This is a genomic window from Pseudomonas mediterranea CFBP 5447 (assembly GCF_000774145.1).
In the GTDB taxonomy this organism is placed as follows: Bacteria; Pseudomonadota; Gammaproteobacteria; order Pseudomonadales; family Pseudomonadaceae; genus Aquipseudomonas; species Aquipseudomonas mediterranea.
The window spans coordinates 109435-124848 of sequence record NZ_KN322984.1; the positions used below are offsets into that span (position 1 = coordinate 109435).

General features: G+C 61.8%; 16 protein-coding genes. 10 read left to right on the forward strand and 6 right to left on the reverse strand.

Going from position 1 to position 15414, the window contains the following annotated elements:
- Positions 1-67: 67 nt before the first annotated feature.
- Positions 68-1477 carry an amino acid permease gene (locus N005_RS10355; protein ID WP_047701118.1) on the reverse strand — a complete coding sequence of 470 codons (1410 nt, stop codon included), beginning with the start codon at positions 1475-1477 and terminating at the stop codon, positions 68-70.
- Positions 1478-2112: 635 nt separating this feature from the next.
- On the opposite strand from N005_RS10355, the gene N005_RS29415 reads away from it, so the two are divergent.
- Positions 2113-2250 (forward strand): hypothetical protein, encoded by a 138-nt coding sequence (locus N005_RS29415; RefSeq protein ID WP_042729498.1) that lies wholly within the window; start codon positions 2113-2115, stop codon positions 2248-2250.
- A 90-nt stretch (positions 2251-2340) separates the two neighbouring features.
- Complete coding sequence (locus tag N005_RS10365) at positions 2341-3306, forward strand: M29 family metallopeptidase (RefSeq protein WP_047701119.1); 966 nt, start codon at positions 2341-2343, stop codon at positions 3304-3306.
- A 216-nt stretch (positions 3307-3522) separates the two neighbouring features.
- Here the strand turns inward: N005_RS10365 and rluB are convergent, their stop codons facing one another.
- The 5 genes from rluB to N005_RS10390 form a co-directional block, all read right to left on the reverse strand.
- Positions 3523-4740 (reverse strand): 23S rRNA pseudouridine(2605) synthase RluB, encoded by a 1218-nt coding sequence (gene rluB / locus N005_RS10370; RefSeq protein WP_047701120.1) that lies wholly within the window; start codon positions 4738-4740, stop codon positions 3523-3525.
- 281 nt (positions 4741-5021) lie between these two features.
- On the reverse strand, positions 5022-5960 hold the full coding sequence (scpB, locus tag N005_RS10375) for an SMC-Scp complex subunit ScpB (RefSeq protein WP_047701121.1): 939 nt from the start codon (positions 5958-5960) through the stop codon (positions 5022-5024).
- Positions 5961-5971: 11 nt separating this feature from the next.
- Positions 5972-6730 carry a segregation and condensation protein A gene (locus tag N005_RS10380; protein WP_174245349.1) on the reverse strand — a complete coding sequence of 253 codons (759 nt, stop codon included), beginning with the start codon at positions 6728-6730 and terminating at the stop codon, positions 5972-5974.
- Between the two features lie 72 nt (positions 6731-6802).
- Positions 6803-7432 (reverse strand): L-threonylcarbamoyladenylate synthase, encoded by a 630-nt coding sequence (locus N005_RS10385; RefSeq protein ID WP_047701123.1) that lies wholly within the window; start codon positions 7430-7432, stop codon positions 6803-6805.
- Between the two features lie 13 nt (positions 7433-7445).
- On the reverse strand, positions 7446-8309 hold the full coding sequence (locus N005_RS10390; RefSeq protein ID WP_047701124.1) for a PHP domain-containing protein: 864 nt from the start codon (positions 8307-8309) through the stop codon (positions 7446-7448).
- Between the two features lie 87 nt (positions 8310-8396).
- Here N005_RS10390 and N005_RS10395 point away from each other — a divergent pair, with 87 nt between their 5' ends.
- The 8 genes from N005_RS10395 to N005_RS10430 all read left to right on the forward strand — a co-directional run bounded on the left by N005_RS10395 (position 8397) and on the right by N005_RS10430 (position 15412).
- Positions 8397-8993, forward strand: a complete 597-nt coding sequence (locus N005_RS10395; RefSeq protein WP_024779544.1) for a septation protein A — start codon at positions 8397-8399, stop codon at positions 8991-8993.
- A 1-nt stretch (position 8994) separates the two neighbouring features.
- Positions 8995-9294, forward strand: coding sequence for a YciI family protein (locus N005_RS10400; protein WP_047701125.1), 300 nt, complete (start codon positions 8995-8997; stop codon positions 9292-9294).
- Positions 9295-9407: 113 nt separating this feature from the next.
- Positions 9408-9818, forward strand: a complete 411-nt coding sequence (locus tag N005_RS10405) for an SH3 domain-containing protein (RefSeq protein ID WP_047701126.1) — start codon at positions 9408-9410, stop codon at positions 9816-9818.
- Positions 9819-9825: 7 nt separating this feature from the next.
- Entirely contained in the window at positions 9826-10503 is a 678-nt protein-coding gene (locus N005_RS10410; RefSeq protein WP_047701127.1) for a response regulator transcription factor, read from the forward strand.
- A gap of 306 nt (positions 10504-10809) precedes the next feature.
- Positions 10810-11247, forward strand: coding sequence for a Spy/CpxP family protein refolding chaperone (locus N005_RS10415; protein ID WP_047701128.1), 438 nt, complete (start codon positions 10810-10812; stop codon positions 11245-11247).
- A 65-nt stretch (positions 11248-11312) separates the two neighbouring features.
- The gene (locus N005_RS10420) at positions 11313-12653 is read left to right on the forward strand and encodes a sensor histidine kinase (RefSeq protein ID WP_047701129.1); all 1341 of its coding nucleotides are present in this window, start codon (positions 11313-11315) and stop codon (positions 12651-12653) included.
- A 231-nt stretch (positions 12654-12884) separates the two neighbouring features.
- Complete coding sequence (locus tag N005_RS10425; RefSeq protein ID WP_047701130.1) at positions 12885-14321, forward strand: di-heme oxidoreductase family protein; 1437 nt, start codon at positions 12885-12887, stop codon at positions 14319-14321.
- Between the two features lie 26 nt (positions 14322-14347).
- Positions 14348-15412 (forward strand): imelysin family protein, encoded by a 1065-nt coding sequence (locus N005_RS10430; RefSeq protein ID WP_047701131.1) that lies wholly within the window; start codon positions 14348-14350, stop codon positions 15410-15412.
- The last annotated feature ends 2 nt before the right edge of the window (positions 15413-15414 follow it).

Here is a 15414-nt window from a genome sequence, read left to right on the forward strand (position 1 = left end):
ATCCCACAGGGTGAGTCAGAAAAAAACAAACCCGGCACTCGGCCGGGTTTGGGCATTTCAAGGATGCCTACTTGGCAGCCGCCACGGTCAATCCATGCTGGGCACTGCGCTTGTTCTTGATCAGGTAGCACACCCACATGAACACCAGCCACACCGGAATCGCGTACACCGAAACCTGGATGCCGGGGATCATCAGCATCACGCCGAGAATGAACACCACGAACGCCAGGCAGATGTAGTTGCCGTAGGGGTACCACAGCGCCTTGAACAGCGGCACCTGGCGAGTCTGGTTCATGTGCTGGCGGAACTTGAAATGCGAGTAGCTGATCATCGCCCAGTTGATCACCAGGGTCGCGACCACCAGCGACATCAGCAACTCCAGCGCATGCTGCGGGATCAGGTAGTTCAGCAGTACCGCCACCAGCGTCACCGCCGCCGAGGCGAGGATCGAACGCACCGGCACGCCGCGCTTGTCGATCCGGGCCAGGGCCTTGGGCGCATCGCCCTGCTCGGCCATACCCAATAGCATGCGACTGTTGCAATAGGTACCGCTGTTGTACACCGACAGCGCGGCGGTCAGCACCACGAAGTTGAGGATGTGCGCCGCCGTATTGCTGCCCAGCATCGAGAACACTTGCACGAATGGGCTGCCGCTGTAGGCATCGCCGGAGGCATTGAGCGTGGCCAGCAAACTGTCCCATGGGGTCAGCGACAACAGCACCACCAGGGCACCGATGTAGAAAATCAGGATCCGGTAGATCACCTGGTTGATGGCCTTGGGGATCACGGTTTTCGGCTTGTCGGCCTCGGCGGCGGTGAAACCGAGCATTTCCAGACCACCGAAGGAGAACATGATGATCGCCATCGCCATCACCAGGCCACTCACGCCGTTGGGGAAGAACCCACCGTGGGACCACAGGTTGGTCAACGACGCTTGCGGGCCGCCATGGCCACTGACCAGCAGGTAGCTGCCCAAGGCAATCATGCCGACGATCGCCACGACCTTGATGATCGCAAACCAGAACTCGGCTTCACCGAAGACCTTGACGTTGGCCAGGTTGATGGCGTTGATCAGGATGAAAAACGCCGCCGCCGAGGCCCAGCTCGGGATGTCTGGTGCCCAGTAATGGATGTACTTGCCCACGGCCGTCAGCTCGGACATGCCCACCAGGATATATAGGATCCAGCAATTCCAACCCGACAGGAACCCGGCGAAACCGCCCCAGTACTTGTGGGCAAAGTGGCTGAAAGAACCGGCCACCGGCTCTTCGACGATCATTTCGCCCAACTGGCGCATGATCATGAAGGCGATGAAACCGCAGATGGCGTAGCCCAGGATCATCGACGGGCCGGCTGACTTCAGCACCCCCGCCGAGCCCAGGAACAGGCCGGTACCGATCGCGCCGCCGAGGGCGATCAATTGAATATGTCGATTTTTCAGGCCGCGTTTCAGCTCGCCTGTATTTACACCGGTCATGCGTCACCTGTTTGTTTTTATCTGTGACGAAATCGAACCCGACACGCTTGTGGCGTGGCGGAATGAGCAAGGCGGATAACCTTGAAGGTGCGAGGGTACGCGAAGGGTCACAGTAAAACGCGGCGCATTGTACACCGCCGCCCCTTGGCCACCAGACACCCTGACAAGGCATGAGGCGCATCTGACCCTCCCGACGGATTGGAAACAAGCCGGCCAACACCCGCTGACACGCCGCATGAAGGGTTCGCTGGAAGCTTTTTCTTACATCTACAGGGAAGGGAATTTCAAACCGGGCGCGCGCACGCCTTTCGTCAGCATTCCTTTACGATGCGTAACGAAATTTTTCCAAGTAGGAATTTTCTGAAAGCCGTCTACAAATTGACGGTAGGAAGCTTCCTAACTAATAAACCTTGCAGGTAGCTGTTTTTAATAAGCAAAAAAATCCGCGAAAAATAGAACAAAAAGTTCATATCAAAAAAATAAAATTATTTTTTGCATTCCAAAAACCCCTCGACTAGGTTTTAGCGACTTGCCCAAGCATCGTGCCGGCAAGCCTTGCGAGGCCTGATGCGGTCAGCTTTTCACTCACCGGATTGCCCGCAACTTTCCGTATAAAGTCATCTAGGAGATTCACTATGCAAACACTGGACAAAGACTTGGAAACCGAACTGCAGCTGGACGAATGGTTTGAAGCGCCAACCCATGAAGCCGCCGTTGAAATGATGCAAGCCGACGCCGTCGTTCCGTTCGGCACGGCGATGTGGCCTCTGTAAGCGCAACCCGGCGGAGTTGATCCGGCCGGTCGGCTCCGCCACTTTCAGCAGGTTGTCCGGGACGCTCATTCATCAGGGAAGAAAACAAGTATGGACACTCAACGAGCCATCTCACATTTCCTTTACTACCTCGAACACCACCCCGCCCTGGCCGGAATCCAGCCCGCCAAGGTACTGCTCGGCCATACCGCCGACTACGAAGCCCTGACCGGCGCCATTGCCGAACAGGCCGGCAACGGATCACCCTTCCGCTTCAGCGCCATGCGCCTGGACCTCGAATCCACCGAGCGTCTGTCCAAGGCCATTGCCGACAGCGATCTGTATATTTTCTTCTACGACTCTTCCACCTTGCCCAATCCGCGGCCTGACGGTCCGGACTTCGTCCGTGCCTTGCAAGGCGTGATGGCGGACAACTGGAAGAAATCGCTGCTGTTCAAGGACTACGGCGAATATTTCTACGACACCTTCAGTGTCATCCCGCAACGTATCGCCGGGCTCAACAGTCATCTCATCCGGCGCATGTCACAGGCAAGTACGCTGAGCTTCCAGGACGAACATGGCTCGTACTTCGATACGGCGCTGGACAGCGTCAAGAAGTGGACCGACATCAACGGCCTCGGCAACTACGACCTGGCCCCTGGTGAAATCGCCACCCACAGCGACACCATCAATGGCCGGGTGAGTTTCGTCGGCACATTCCTGAGCACCATCCCGTTCGCACGCAAATATGGCGTGCTGCAGTCGCCCCTGGAGCTGTGGATCGAAGACTCCACCATCCAGAAAATCGCTACCGAGGTGCCAGGCCTGGAACACGACTTCAATCGCTACCTGGACGCCAATCCGTCCAACCGGCGCATCGAGGAGCTGGGGATCGGCACCAACGAAGGGGTCAAGAGCCTGTATGCCCGCAATGCCGGGTTCGAAGAGCGTCATTGCGGCCTGCACCTGGGGCTGGGTGGCGGCGCCAAGGGCAGCCATCACCTGGATCTGATTTTCGAGAGCGGTGTGCTGGCGCTGGATAATGAGCCGATGTTTGATGGGCGGTTTGTACTTTAGTTTTCTGAAGGACTGATGGTGGGGCTACTGACCCCATCGCGAGCAGGCTCGCTCTCACAGTTGATCTTCGCCACCGTCCCTTGTGGGAGCGAGCCTGCTCGCGATAGCGGTCCCAGCTACACCCCATCACTCAAGCCAGACCAAAAAAAACGCCAACCCTACGGTTGGCGTTTTTTCTTGCAGCTTGCAGCTTGCCGCTAGCAGCTCAAACCCGCCTCACTCCGGCTTGCGACGCCCAAACCCAGGACGCTGCCCCGAACCCGCCGGCGCGCCACGACGCTTGCCCGACGGCGCATCACGATCCACCAGGGCGATAGCCGGGCGCTTCTTCGCGGTCGGCTTGGCCGGACGCTTGACGTCGGCCGGGCGTTCAGCCACCGGCGTACCACGACCTTCGCCACGCTCAGTCCGGCCGTTGGCCGGGCGCGGCGTGCGTGGGCCACGCTCGCCATCCTGACGAGGCCCCGGCTTGCGGGCCGGACGTTCGCCTTCGATCTGCGGCTCGCGAGGAGCACGTGGGCCAGGCGCTGCGCCCTCGACCGCTGGACGCAAGGTCCGCACGCGCTCGGTCTTGCCCATCGGACGCGAGGATTTACGCTGCATCCGCTCCAGCTTGTCCTTGCTCTTGGCGGTCATCTGCGGCATTGCCACCGGCGCAAGACCGACTTCGGCCGACAGAATGTCGACTTCCTGCTGGCTCATTTCGCGCCAGCGCCCCATCGGCAGGTCGGAATTGAGGAACACCGGGCCGAAACGCACGCGTTTCAGACGGCTGACCACCAGCCCCTGGGATTCCCACAGACGACGCACTTCACGGTTGCGGCCTTCCATCACCACGCAGTGGTACCAGTGGTTGAAACCTTCACCACCCGGCGCCTGCTTGATGTCGGTGAAGCGCGCCGGACCGTCTTCCAGCACGACGCCGGCCTTCAAGCGCTCGATCATTTCGTCGTCGACCTCACCGCGTACACGCACGGCGTATTCGCGGTCCATCTCATAGGACGGGTGCATCAGACGGTTGGCCAGCTCACCGTCGGTGGTAAACATCAGCAAGCCGGTGGTGTTGATGTCGAGGCGGCCGATGTTGATCCAGCGACCTTCTTTCGGGCGCGGCATCTTGTCGAATACGGTCGGACGGCCTTCCGGGTCGTCACGGGTGCAGATCTCGCCGTCGGGTTTGTTGTACATGATCACGCGGCGCACCGTTTCGGCGGCCTCTTCGCGCTTGATCACCTTGCCATCGATGGTGATGGCGTCGTGCATGTCGACGCGCAGGCCCAAGGTGGCATCTTTGCCGTTGACCTTGATCCGGCCTTGAGTAATCCAGGCTTCCACGTCGCGGCGCGAGCCGACGCCGATACGGGCGAGGACTTTCTGCAGTTTCTCGCCTGCGGGGCCGATTTCGTGGCTGTCGTTCTTGTCTTGGTCTTTCATGCTGGGCACCTCCCGGTGTGGTCTTGAAAAGGGTCGTTTGGCGCAAGGTTCGCCAAAGGGTCGCGAATCATACGCCCGTTGAGGCGTTTGCGCATCAGAGACTAGTTGATCGATGGGTGTTCAGCGGGTTTTCCGCCGATCGGTGGTCTACCGCCCCTGCATTCCCTTTGTGGGAGCGAGCCTGCTCGCGATGACGGCGGCATGTCCAACATTGATGCAGGATTAACGACCGCTATCGCGAGCAGGCTCGCTCCCACAGGGGGATTGCGGTGTCAGCTGGATCAATCCTCAAACTGACGACGTTCGTTTTCGATCGCTTCAGCCAGCGCCTGGGCTTCGGCTTCCTCGTCGCTCAGCTCAGGCTCGGGTACGTGCGGCTCAAGGGCAGCAACAGCAGCCAGCAGTTTTTCCCGGGCTTCGGCAACTCCGAGCACGTCCTCTTCGGGCTCAGGCTCAGCCGCGGGTTCAACTTCATGGTCAGGCGCCTCGCCCTCAGGTTCCGGACCGTCACGCAGCAAGTCGTCGAAATCGGTCTTGAGCCCCTCTTCCATGGTGTCCAGTTCCAGCAGCAACGAATGGAAACTGGTTTCTTCCTTCGGCTCCTCCGGCTCGGCACTGGCATCGGCCAGGTCCTGCAAACCCTGGGGCACCGGAGCGTCGTCGAACTCGAGCATCGGCTCGGGCTCCAGTTCCCGCAGTTCGGCCAGCGGTGGCAGGTCGTCAAGGTTTTTCAGGTTGAAATGATCGAGGAAGGCCTTGGTGGTGGCGAACATCGCCGGTTTGCCTGGCACGTCGCGGTAACCGACGACCCGGATCCACTCGCGTTCAAGCAGGGTCTTGACGATGTGGCTGTTGACCGCCACGCCCCGCACGTCCTCGATCTCGCCACGGGTGATCGGCTGGCGGTAGGCGATCAGCGCCATGGTTTCGAGCATGGCGCGGGAATAGCGCTGGGGTCGCTCTTCCCATAGGCGCCCGACCCACGGCGCGAATTTCTCACGGATCTGCAGGCGATACCCGGAAGCCACTTCCTTGAGTTCGAAGGCCCGCCCTTCGCAGGACTTGCCCAGCAGGGTCAGGGCTTTCTTGAACACGGCCGGTTCCGGCCGCTCGCCTTCTTCGAAAAGCTCGAACAGGCGCTCCATCGATTGCGGCTTTCCCGAGGCCAACAAAAAAGCTTCAAGCAACGGGGCCAGCTCGCGGGGTTCAGTCAGATTCATTGATTTGCTCGTTATTCGGCTCGTGCCCGCACGTGGATCGCTGCGAACGGCTCATTCTGCACCAGCTCGACCAAGGATTCCTTGACCAGTTCCAGGATCGCCATAAAGGTGACGACCACCCCCAACCGACCTTCCTCGGCGGTGAACAGCTCGACGAAGGGCACGAAAGCGCCGCCCTTGAGCCGTTCCAGCACGTCGCTCATGCGTTCGCGGGTGGACAGCGCTTCGCGGCTGACCTGGTGGCTTTCGAACATGTCGCCCCGGCGCAGGACCTCAGCCATGGACATCAGCAATTCTTCCAGGCTCACGTCCGGCAGCAACTTGCGCGCTCGCGCCTCGGGAGCATCGAGCTTGGGCACCACCACATCGCGCCCGACCCGGCTCAAGCCATCGATGCCTTCGGCAGCCCCCTTGAAGCGCTCGTACTCTTGCAGGCGGCGGATCAGCTCGGCACGGGGATCGTCTTCTTCCGCTTCGACCTCGGCCGAACGCGGCAACAGCATCCGTGACTTGATCTCGGCCAACATGGCTGCCATCACCAGGTATTCGGCCGCCAGCTCAAGGCGTACCGACTGCATCAGCTCGACATAGCCCATGTACTGGCGGGTGATTTCCGCCACGGGAATGTCGAGGATGTTGATGTTCTGCTTGCGGATCAGGTACAGCAGCAGGTCGAGCGGGCCCTCGAAGGCTTCGAGGAACACCTCAAGGGCGTCCGGAGGAATATAGAGGTCCAGGGGCATTTCGGTGACCGCCTGGCCATAGACCATGGCGAACGGCAGCTCCTGCAGGGCACCGGCCTGGCTGTCTACGCTGTCCACCACGGCTTCCACGGCGGACATTCAGGCCTCGACCAGGAACGGCGCCGGATCACCGCAACCGACGCGCACCACCTGCGGCTCGCCGTCGGCCAGGTTGATCACGGTAGAGGCTTTCATGCCGCCGTAACCGCCATCGATGATCAGGTCGACCTGATGTTCGAGCAACTGGCGTATTTCGTAGGGATCGGTCAGGGGATCGGTTTCACCGGGCATGATCAGCGTCACGCTCATCAACGGTTCACCCAGTTCCGCCAACAGCGCCAGGGCAATGGGGTGGCTCGGCACCCGCAGGCCGATGGTGCGTTTCTTCGGGTGCAGCAACAGGCGCGGCACTTCCCGGGTGGCATTGAGGATAAAGGTGTAGGGGCCCGGCAAATGGGCTTTGAGCAGCCGGAAGGTGCCGGTGTCGATCTTGGCGAACAGGCCCAGCTGCGACAGGTCACTGCAGATCAGCGCAAAGTTGTGCTTGTCGTCCAGCTGACGCAGACGCCTGACCCGTTCCACGGCATTCTTGTCACCGATCTGGCAACCGATGGCGTAGGAGGAATCGGTGGGATAGACCACCACCCCACCGCCGCGAATGATTTCCACCGCCTGTTTGATCAGGCGCGCTTGCGGGTTTTCCGGATGAATCTGGAAAAATTGACTCACGTGTTCTACCTGTTCAGACGGCGTCGGTAACAAGATCATGTTTGAATCTACACCAAAGCGGTGGCAGATCTTCGGGTAACGGACGGTATTCGCCGATCTCGGACCAGCCTCCTGGGCCATGGAAATCACTGCCGGCGGTCACCAGCAGGCCGAACTCACGGGCCAGAATCGCCAGGCTGCCAACCTGCTCGGCCGGCTGATGGCCATTGACCACCTCAATGGCGTGGCCTCCTGCTTGAATATAGTCGGCTATCAGGCGGCGACGCTTGCTGCGGGTGAAATCATAGTGCCAGGGATGCGCCAGGCTGACCCAGGCCCCGGCGGCCCGCAGGGTTTCAACCGTCTGTTCCAATGTGGGCCAATGCTGCTTGACGTCCCCCAGCTTGCCGGCTCCCAGCCATTTGCGAAACGCTTCGGCACGGTCCTTGACGAGACCTTCGCGCACCATCCAGTCGGCGAAGTGCGGCCGGGCCGGCGCGTTACCGCTGTCGCCCAGCGCCTGCTGGACCTCCCGGGCCCCCTCCAGCGCACCGTTCATGCCCTTGAGGGCCAGCTTGCGGCTGATCTCCTCGGCACGCAGCCAGCGCCCATCGCGCAATTCGGCGATGGCCTGCACCAGCGGCGGCGCATCGACATCGAAACCGTAGCCCAGCACATGGATGGTCGCGCCACCCCAGGTGCAGGACAACTCGACGCCGTTGATCAGTTGCATGCCCAACGCCGTCGCGGCGTTGCGGGCCTCGTCGAGGCCTTCGAGGGTGTCGTGATCGGTCAGGGCCAGGACTCGCACGCCGTGCTCGAACGCCCGCGCCACCAAAATCGCAGGCGCCAGGGCGCCATCGGAGGCCGTGCTATGGCAGTGCAAATCAACATTCACGGGGGGTGGTTACCTCAAATCAGCTGGCCCTATCGCGGCCAAGGATGTTTGTTATTATGCCGCCACATCCTGCTTCTGGCTGCCATTGTGAAACAATTCATCGACTTCATCCCGCTCCTGCTGTTTTTCATCACCTACAAACTTGACCCACGCACCGTCGACATTGCCGGTCAGTCCCTGACTGTAGGTGGTATCTACAGCGCCACCGCGGTGCTCATCATCAGTTCCCTGGTGGTCTACGGCGCGTTGTTCATCTCCCAGCGCAAGCTGGAAAAAAGCCAGTGGCTGACCCTGATCGCCTGCCTGGTGTTCGGCAGCCTGACCCTGGCCTTCCACAGCGACACCTTCCTCAAATGGAAAGCGCCGGTGGTCAACTGGTTGTTCGCCCTGGCCTTTATCGGCAGTCATTTCATCGGCGACAGCCTGCTGATCAAGCGCATCATGGGCCATGCCGTCAGCCTGCCGGACGTGATCTGGACCCGCCTGAACATCGCCTGGATCGCCTTCTTCCTGTTCTGCGGCGGCGCCAACCTGTTCGTCGCGTTCACGTTCCAGGACTACTGGGTCGACTTCAAGGTCTTCGGCAGCCTGGGCATGACGCTGCTGTTCCTGATCGGCCAGGGCATCTACCTGTCCCGTCATCTGCACGATGCCGACACCCCCACGCAAAAAACCGAGGACTGACATGCTCTACGCAATCATTGCCACCGACGTCGCCAACTCCCTGGAAAAACGCCTGGCCGCTCGCCCCGAGCATCTGGAGCGCCTGCAGCAGCTCAAGGCCGAAGGCCGTGTCGTGCTGGCTGGCCCGCACCCGGCTGTGGACAGCAATGATCCAGGTGCCGCAGGTTTCAGCGGCAGCCTGATCGTGGCCGAGTTCGAATCCCTGGTGGCCGCACAGGCCTGGGCCGAGGCCGACCCGTTCGTGACCGCCGGCGTCTACGCCAATGTCGTGGTCAAGCCGTTCAAGCAAGTCCTGCCATAACCCGATGCGCAATGAGCCTTCGTGGCTCATTGCGCTCAATTGCTCATTGTTCTCGTTTGCCTGCCGACAACCTGTCTAATCTGTCTAAACTCGAGCGGAATTCAGGAGTGACCATGCGCAAAGGTCCGTTGTGCCTGTTGTTGATCATGTTGTCGATCGGGGCACCCGCCCATGGCGAAGAAAGCACCGAGGGCAATCATTCGACGCCCTTGTCCCTGAGCGCGGGCGGCCAGATCGCCGAGCTGCAGCAACGCTTGAAAGACAGCGAGCGCCTGCGCGAAGAACTGACCCAACAATTGCAGAACACCAACAGCGAACGCGAAACCGCACTGGTGAGCCGGTTGCGCCAGGAGAACCAGCGCCTGAAGCTGCAACTCAAGGAAGCCCAGTCCAGCACGCTGCCACGGCTGTTGACCGATCAACAGCAGTGGTTCGTCATTGGTGCCGGGGTAGCGCTATTGGCCCTACTCTGCGGTATCTTTGCCAGCGGTGGACGTAGACAGCGTCGGCAATGGCTAAATTGAGTGATTCATGAGCGAGCTGTTACTGATTGATGATGACCAGGAGCTGTGTGAGCTCCTCGGCAGTTGGCTGGGTCAGGAAGGCTTCCAGGTCCGGGCCTGCCACGATGGCCAGAGTGCCCGCAAGGCCCTGGCCGAAACCGCTCCGGCAGCGGTGGTGCTGGATGTGATGCTGCCCGACGGCAGTGGCCTGGAGCTGCTCAAGCAACTGCGTACCGACCATCCGGACCTGCCGGTGGTGATGCTTTCGGCCCGCGGCGAACCGCTGGACCGCATCCTCGGCCTGGAACTGGGCGCCGACGATTACCTGGCCAAACCCTGCGACCCACGGGAACTGACCGCCCGCCTGCGCGCCGTGCTGCGCCGCAGCCATCCGACGGCGGTGTCCAGCCAGATCGAACTGGGCGACCTGACCTTCAGCCCGGTACGTGGCGTGGTCAGTATCGATGAGCAGGAACAGACCCTTACCGTGTCCGAGAGCCGCCTGCTTGAAGCGTTGCTCAAGCAGCCGGGCGAGCCGCTGGACAAGCAGGAACTGGCGCAGATCGCCCTGGGCCGCAAGCTGACCCTGTACGACCGCAGCCTCGACATGCACGTAAGCAACCTGCGCAAGAAAATCGGCCCCCATCCCGACGGCCGCCCGCGCATCGTGGCGCTGCGCAGCCGGGGTTACTACTACAGCCTTTGAACAACACACAGTCCCCTTGTGGCGAGGGGATTTATCCCCGCTGGGCTGCGAAGCAGCCCCCTTGAGGTCTATCTGATGCAACGCGGTGGCAGACAGACTTGGGGGCGCTTCGCACCCCAACGGGGCGGTGCGACGTTTCGCTAAATCCCCTCGCCACAAAGAAGCCAGTCACTTCACTGACTTTTTGTCAGGAACACACCAAATCGTCTTTACCCAAGCTTTACCCACCCCTGACCGCCGCTGACCTTGATCTCCGTAATCTGCACACATCCGGAACTGACCGGGAACGAGACAAGGAGATACACCATGCGCAAGACCCTTATCGCTCTGATGTTCGCTGCCGCCCTGCCGACCGTGGCCATGGCCATGCCGGAAGGCGCCGGTCCGATGGGGCCGATGGATGGCCCACGTCACGGCGGCCAGATGCACGACAGAGGTCCGTACAGCCAGCTGGACCTGACCCACGAACAACGCCAGCAAATTCGCCGGATCATGAGCGAACAGCGTCATGAACGTCAGGAGCTGGTAGAGAAATACCTGGCCAAACTGTCGCCGGCAGACCAGAAGGCCATGCAGGATGAAATGAAGGCACGGCACGAGAAAGTCGATGCCCAGATCCGTGGCCTGCTCAAGCCTGAGCAGCAGAAAGAGTTCGACGCGATCCAGAAGAAACAGGCCGAGCGTCGCGCCGAGTGGGCCGAATTCAAGGCCTGGAAAGCGCAACAGCCGCAAAAAGCGCAATAATGCGCTGACGTTCCCCAGCCCAGCGGCTCCGTGCCGCTGGGCTTTCCCTGTTTCGAGGATTTATCGTGCGTTCATTGTTCTGGCGCATCCTGGCCAGTTTCTGGCTGGCCATCACGCTGGTTGCCGGGCTCTCCATCCTGCTCGGGCACATGCTGAACCAGGACGCCTGGATCCTCAGCCGCCATCCAGGGCTTAACACCCTGCCAGAAGAGTGGACGCAGACCTACGAAAGCCAGGGCGAAGACGCCGCCCAAGGCATTCTGCAGCAGCGCAAACGCCAGTATCACATCGACGTTCAGGTGTTCAACGAGAGTGGCGACCCGGTGGTGCGCGGCACGTTCCCCCATCGCGCGGCCGCCTTCGAGGCACGCCAGAACAACGACGACCGACGCCTGCCCTGGCGACGCCTGACTGACGAGTTCACCAGCGCCAAGACCGGCGACACTTACCTGTTCATCTACCGCATCCCCCATCCCGAGCTGGACGCCTGGCACCGCGACAGCCTGCTCTGGCCCCTCAGTGCCCTGGGGATCTCCCTGGTGGTGCTGACCCTGTTCAGTCTGCTGGTGACCTTCTCCATCACCCGCCCGTTGAACCGGCTGCGCGGTGCCGTGCATGACCTGGGACAGACCACTTATCAACAGAACAGCCTGGCCAAACTGGCCAACCGTCGCGACGAATTCGGTGTACTGGCCACGGACTTCAACCGCATGGGCGCGCGTTTGCAAAGCCTGATCGGCAGCCAGCGCCAATTGCTGCGGGACGTATCCCATGAACTGCGCTCGCCCCTGGCCCGGCTGCGCATTGCCCTGGCGCTGGCGGAGCGGGCCGGCCCCCAGGAGCGTGAAGCGCTATGGCCGCGCCTGACCCGCGAATGTGATCGCCTGGAGGCGTTGATCAGTGAAATCCTGGTGCTGGCCCGGGTCGATGCCGACAATGCCGGTGCCGAAGATGTGGATCTCAATGGCTTGCTGGTCGCCCTGCAAAAAGATGCACAACTGGCGTCCCCGGAACAAAGCGTGCAATTGAGCGCCGAGCCGAACCTGACCCTCAAGGGCTGGCCGACCATGATCGAGCGAGCGGTGGACAACCTGCTGCGCAACGCCCAGCGCTTCAATCCCGCCGGGCAACCCATCGAGATGCGCGCGGTGCGCCAAGGCGAACGCCTCGTAGTGAGCGTGCGCGACCATGGCCCGGGCGTGGAGGCCGAACACCTGGGCCAGTTGGGCGAGCCGTTCTATCGTGCGCCGGGCCAGACTGCCGCCGGCCACGGCCTGGGCCTGGCCATTGCCCGCCGTGCTGCCGAACGCCACGGTGGCGCACTGGTACTGGCCAATCATCCCGGGGGCGGGTTCATCGCAAGCCTGGAGCTGCCGTTGGTGCCGGGGGCTGTTGCCCAGCCTTAAGCCCATGCCCGCAGTCACTGCAAAACCATTGTGGGAGCGAGCCTGCTCGCGAAGGGATCGTGTCAGTCGACATCATCATCGACTGGACCATCGTCTCGCGAGCAGGCTCGCTCCCACAGGGATTGTGACGACAGGACTGCCGCCTCACACCAAACGATAATTCCTCTTATTCAAAGTCCCCGGTCCTGTTAGACTTTGCGCCCTCGTTTCACTCGCCTTCCAGGATGTTCGATGCGGTCGTTGCCTCTTCTATGCGCGCTGTTCATGGCACTGGCCATGGCCATGGGCCTGAGTGCCTGCGATGACGCGCCGCGCTTTACCCAGGCCGAACCCGGCGAAGCCCGGTCCGGCGGTGCCGCGACGGTTCGCAAGGCCGACCAGAACGCATTCTCCCTGCCCTCGGCCAACCTGCCGCCCTCACGGCGTGTGGATTTCAGCGTCGGCAACAGTTTTTTCCGCAGTCCCTGGGTGATCGCGCCGTCGACCACCACCGCCCGGGATGGCCTCGGGCCGCTATTCAATACCAATGCCTGCCAAAACTGCCATATCAAGGACGGTCGCGGCCATCCGCCGACGCCGGACGCAGCCAATTCGGTGTCGATGCTGGTGCGCCTGTCGATCCCCGATGAGCCGTCCTACGCCAAGGTCATCGAGCAATTGGGCGTGGTACCGGAGCCGGTGTACGGCGGACAATTTCAGGATATGGCTGTACCCGGCGTCGCCCCCGAAGGCAAGGTGCGGGTCGACTACATGCCTGTCCCGGTGCGTTTCAAGGACGGCACGGTGGTGGAGCTGCGCAAGCCGAGCCTGCAGATCAGCCAGTTGGGCTACGGCCCGATGCACCCCGACACGCGTTTTTCCGCCCGCGTCGCGCCACCGATGATCGGTTTGGGGCTGCTGGAAGCCATCCCCGACGAAGCCATCCTGGCAAACGCCAAGGCCCAGGCGCGGGAGAAGAGCGGCATCGCCGGCCGACCGAACCTGGTCTGGGACGATGTCCTGCAGAAAACCGTCATGGGACGTTTTGGCTGGAAGGCCGGGCAGCCCAACCTCAACCAGCAGAACGTCCACGCGTTCTCCGGCGACATGGGCCTGACGACAAGCCTGCGGCCGTTCGACGACTGCACCGAGGCCCAGGTCGATTGCAAGCGCGCGCCCAATGGCAATGGCCCGGACGGCGAGCCGGAGGTGAGCGACAACATCCTGCGGCTGGTGTTGTTCTATAGCCGTAACCTGGCCGTACCGGCGCGCCGGGACGTGGACTCACCCCAGGTGCTGGCCGGCAAGAGCCTGTTTTTCCAGGCCGGGTGCCAATCCTGCCACACGCCGAAATACACCACGTCCGCCAACGCTGCCGAGCCGGAGTTGGCGAACCAGGTCATCCGTCCTTACACCGACCTGTTATTGCACGACATGGGCGAAGGGCTGGCCGACAACCGCAGCGAATTCAAGGCCGGCGGCCGTGACTGGCGGACCCCGCCGTTGTGGGGTATCGGCCTGACCGAAACCGTCAGCGGCCATACCCAGTTCCTGCACGACGGGCGCGCCCGCAACCTGCTCGAAGCCGTGCTGTGGCATGGCGGCGAAGCGCAAGCGGCGCAGCGCCAGGTGCTAGCGTTCGATGCCGAGCAACGCGCCGCGTTGCTGGCTTTCCTGAATTCCCTTTAAACAATTTTCCGAAACGGGAGTCCGACATGTTCCGTCCCAAGCTGTTGTTCACCAGCCTCGCCGCCCTCGCCCTCGGTGCCTGCTCGCCGCAGGACCCGCAAGCTGTCACGTCGGCCGCCATCGCCAAGCAAGTGATCCTGCCGACCTACAGCCGTTGGGTCGATGCCGACCGGCAACTGGCGAGCAGCGCCCTGGCGTTCTGCCAAGGCAAGGAAAACCTGGACACCGCCCGCGCCGACTTCCTCAAGGCGCAAAAGGCCTGGGCCGAGCTGCAACCGCTGCTGATCGGTCCGCTGGCCGAAGGCAACCGCGCCTGGCAGGTACAGTTCTGGCCGGACAAGAAAAACCTGGTGGGCCGTCAGGTCGAGCAACTGGTCGAAAGCCAGCCGCAGATCGACGCCGCCGGCCTGGCTAAATCCAGCGTCGTGGTCCAGGGCCTGTCGGCCTACGAATACCTGTTGTTCGACGCCCGGATCGACATGGCCGACAGCACGCAGAAAGCCAAGTATTGCCCACTGCTGATGGCCATCGCGGAACGTCAGAAACAACTGGCCGAAGAGATCCTGTCGCGCTGGAACACCAACGACGGCATGCTCGCGCAGATGAGCAAGTTTCCGAACCAACGCTACGCCGACTCCCACGAAGCGATCGCCGATCTGCTGCGGGTCCAGGTCACCGCCCTCGATACATTGAAGAAGAAACTCGGCACCCCGATGGGCCGCCAGACCAAGGGCGTACCGCAACCTTTCCAGGCCGACGCCTGGCGCAGCCAGTCGTCGTTGCAAGGCCTGGAAGCCAGCCTCAGCGCGGCCAGGACGGTCTGGGTAGGCGTGGATAACAAGGGCCTGCGCGGTCTGTTGCCGAGCGACCAGAAACCTCTCGCCGACAAGATCGACGCCGCCTATGACGCATCGTTGAAACTGTTCGCCAGCACCCAGCGCTCGCTGACCGAGATGCTCAACGACGACGCCGGGCGCCAGCAGCTCAACGACTTGTACGACAGCCTCAACGTCGTCCATCGCCTGCACGAAGGCGAACTGGCCAAGGCGCTGGGCATCCAACTGGGCTTCAATGCCAACGACGGTGACTGATC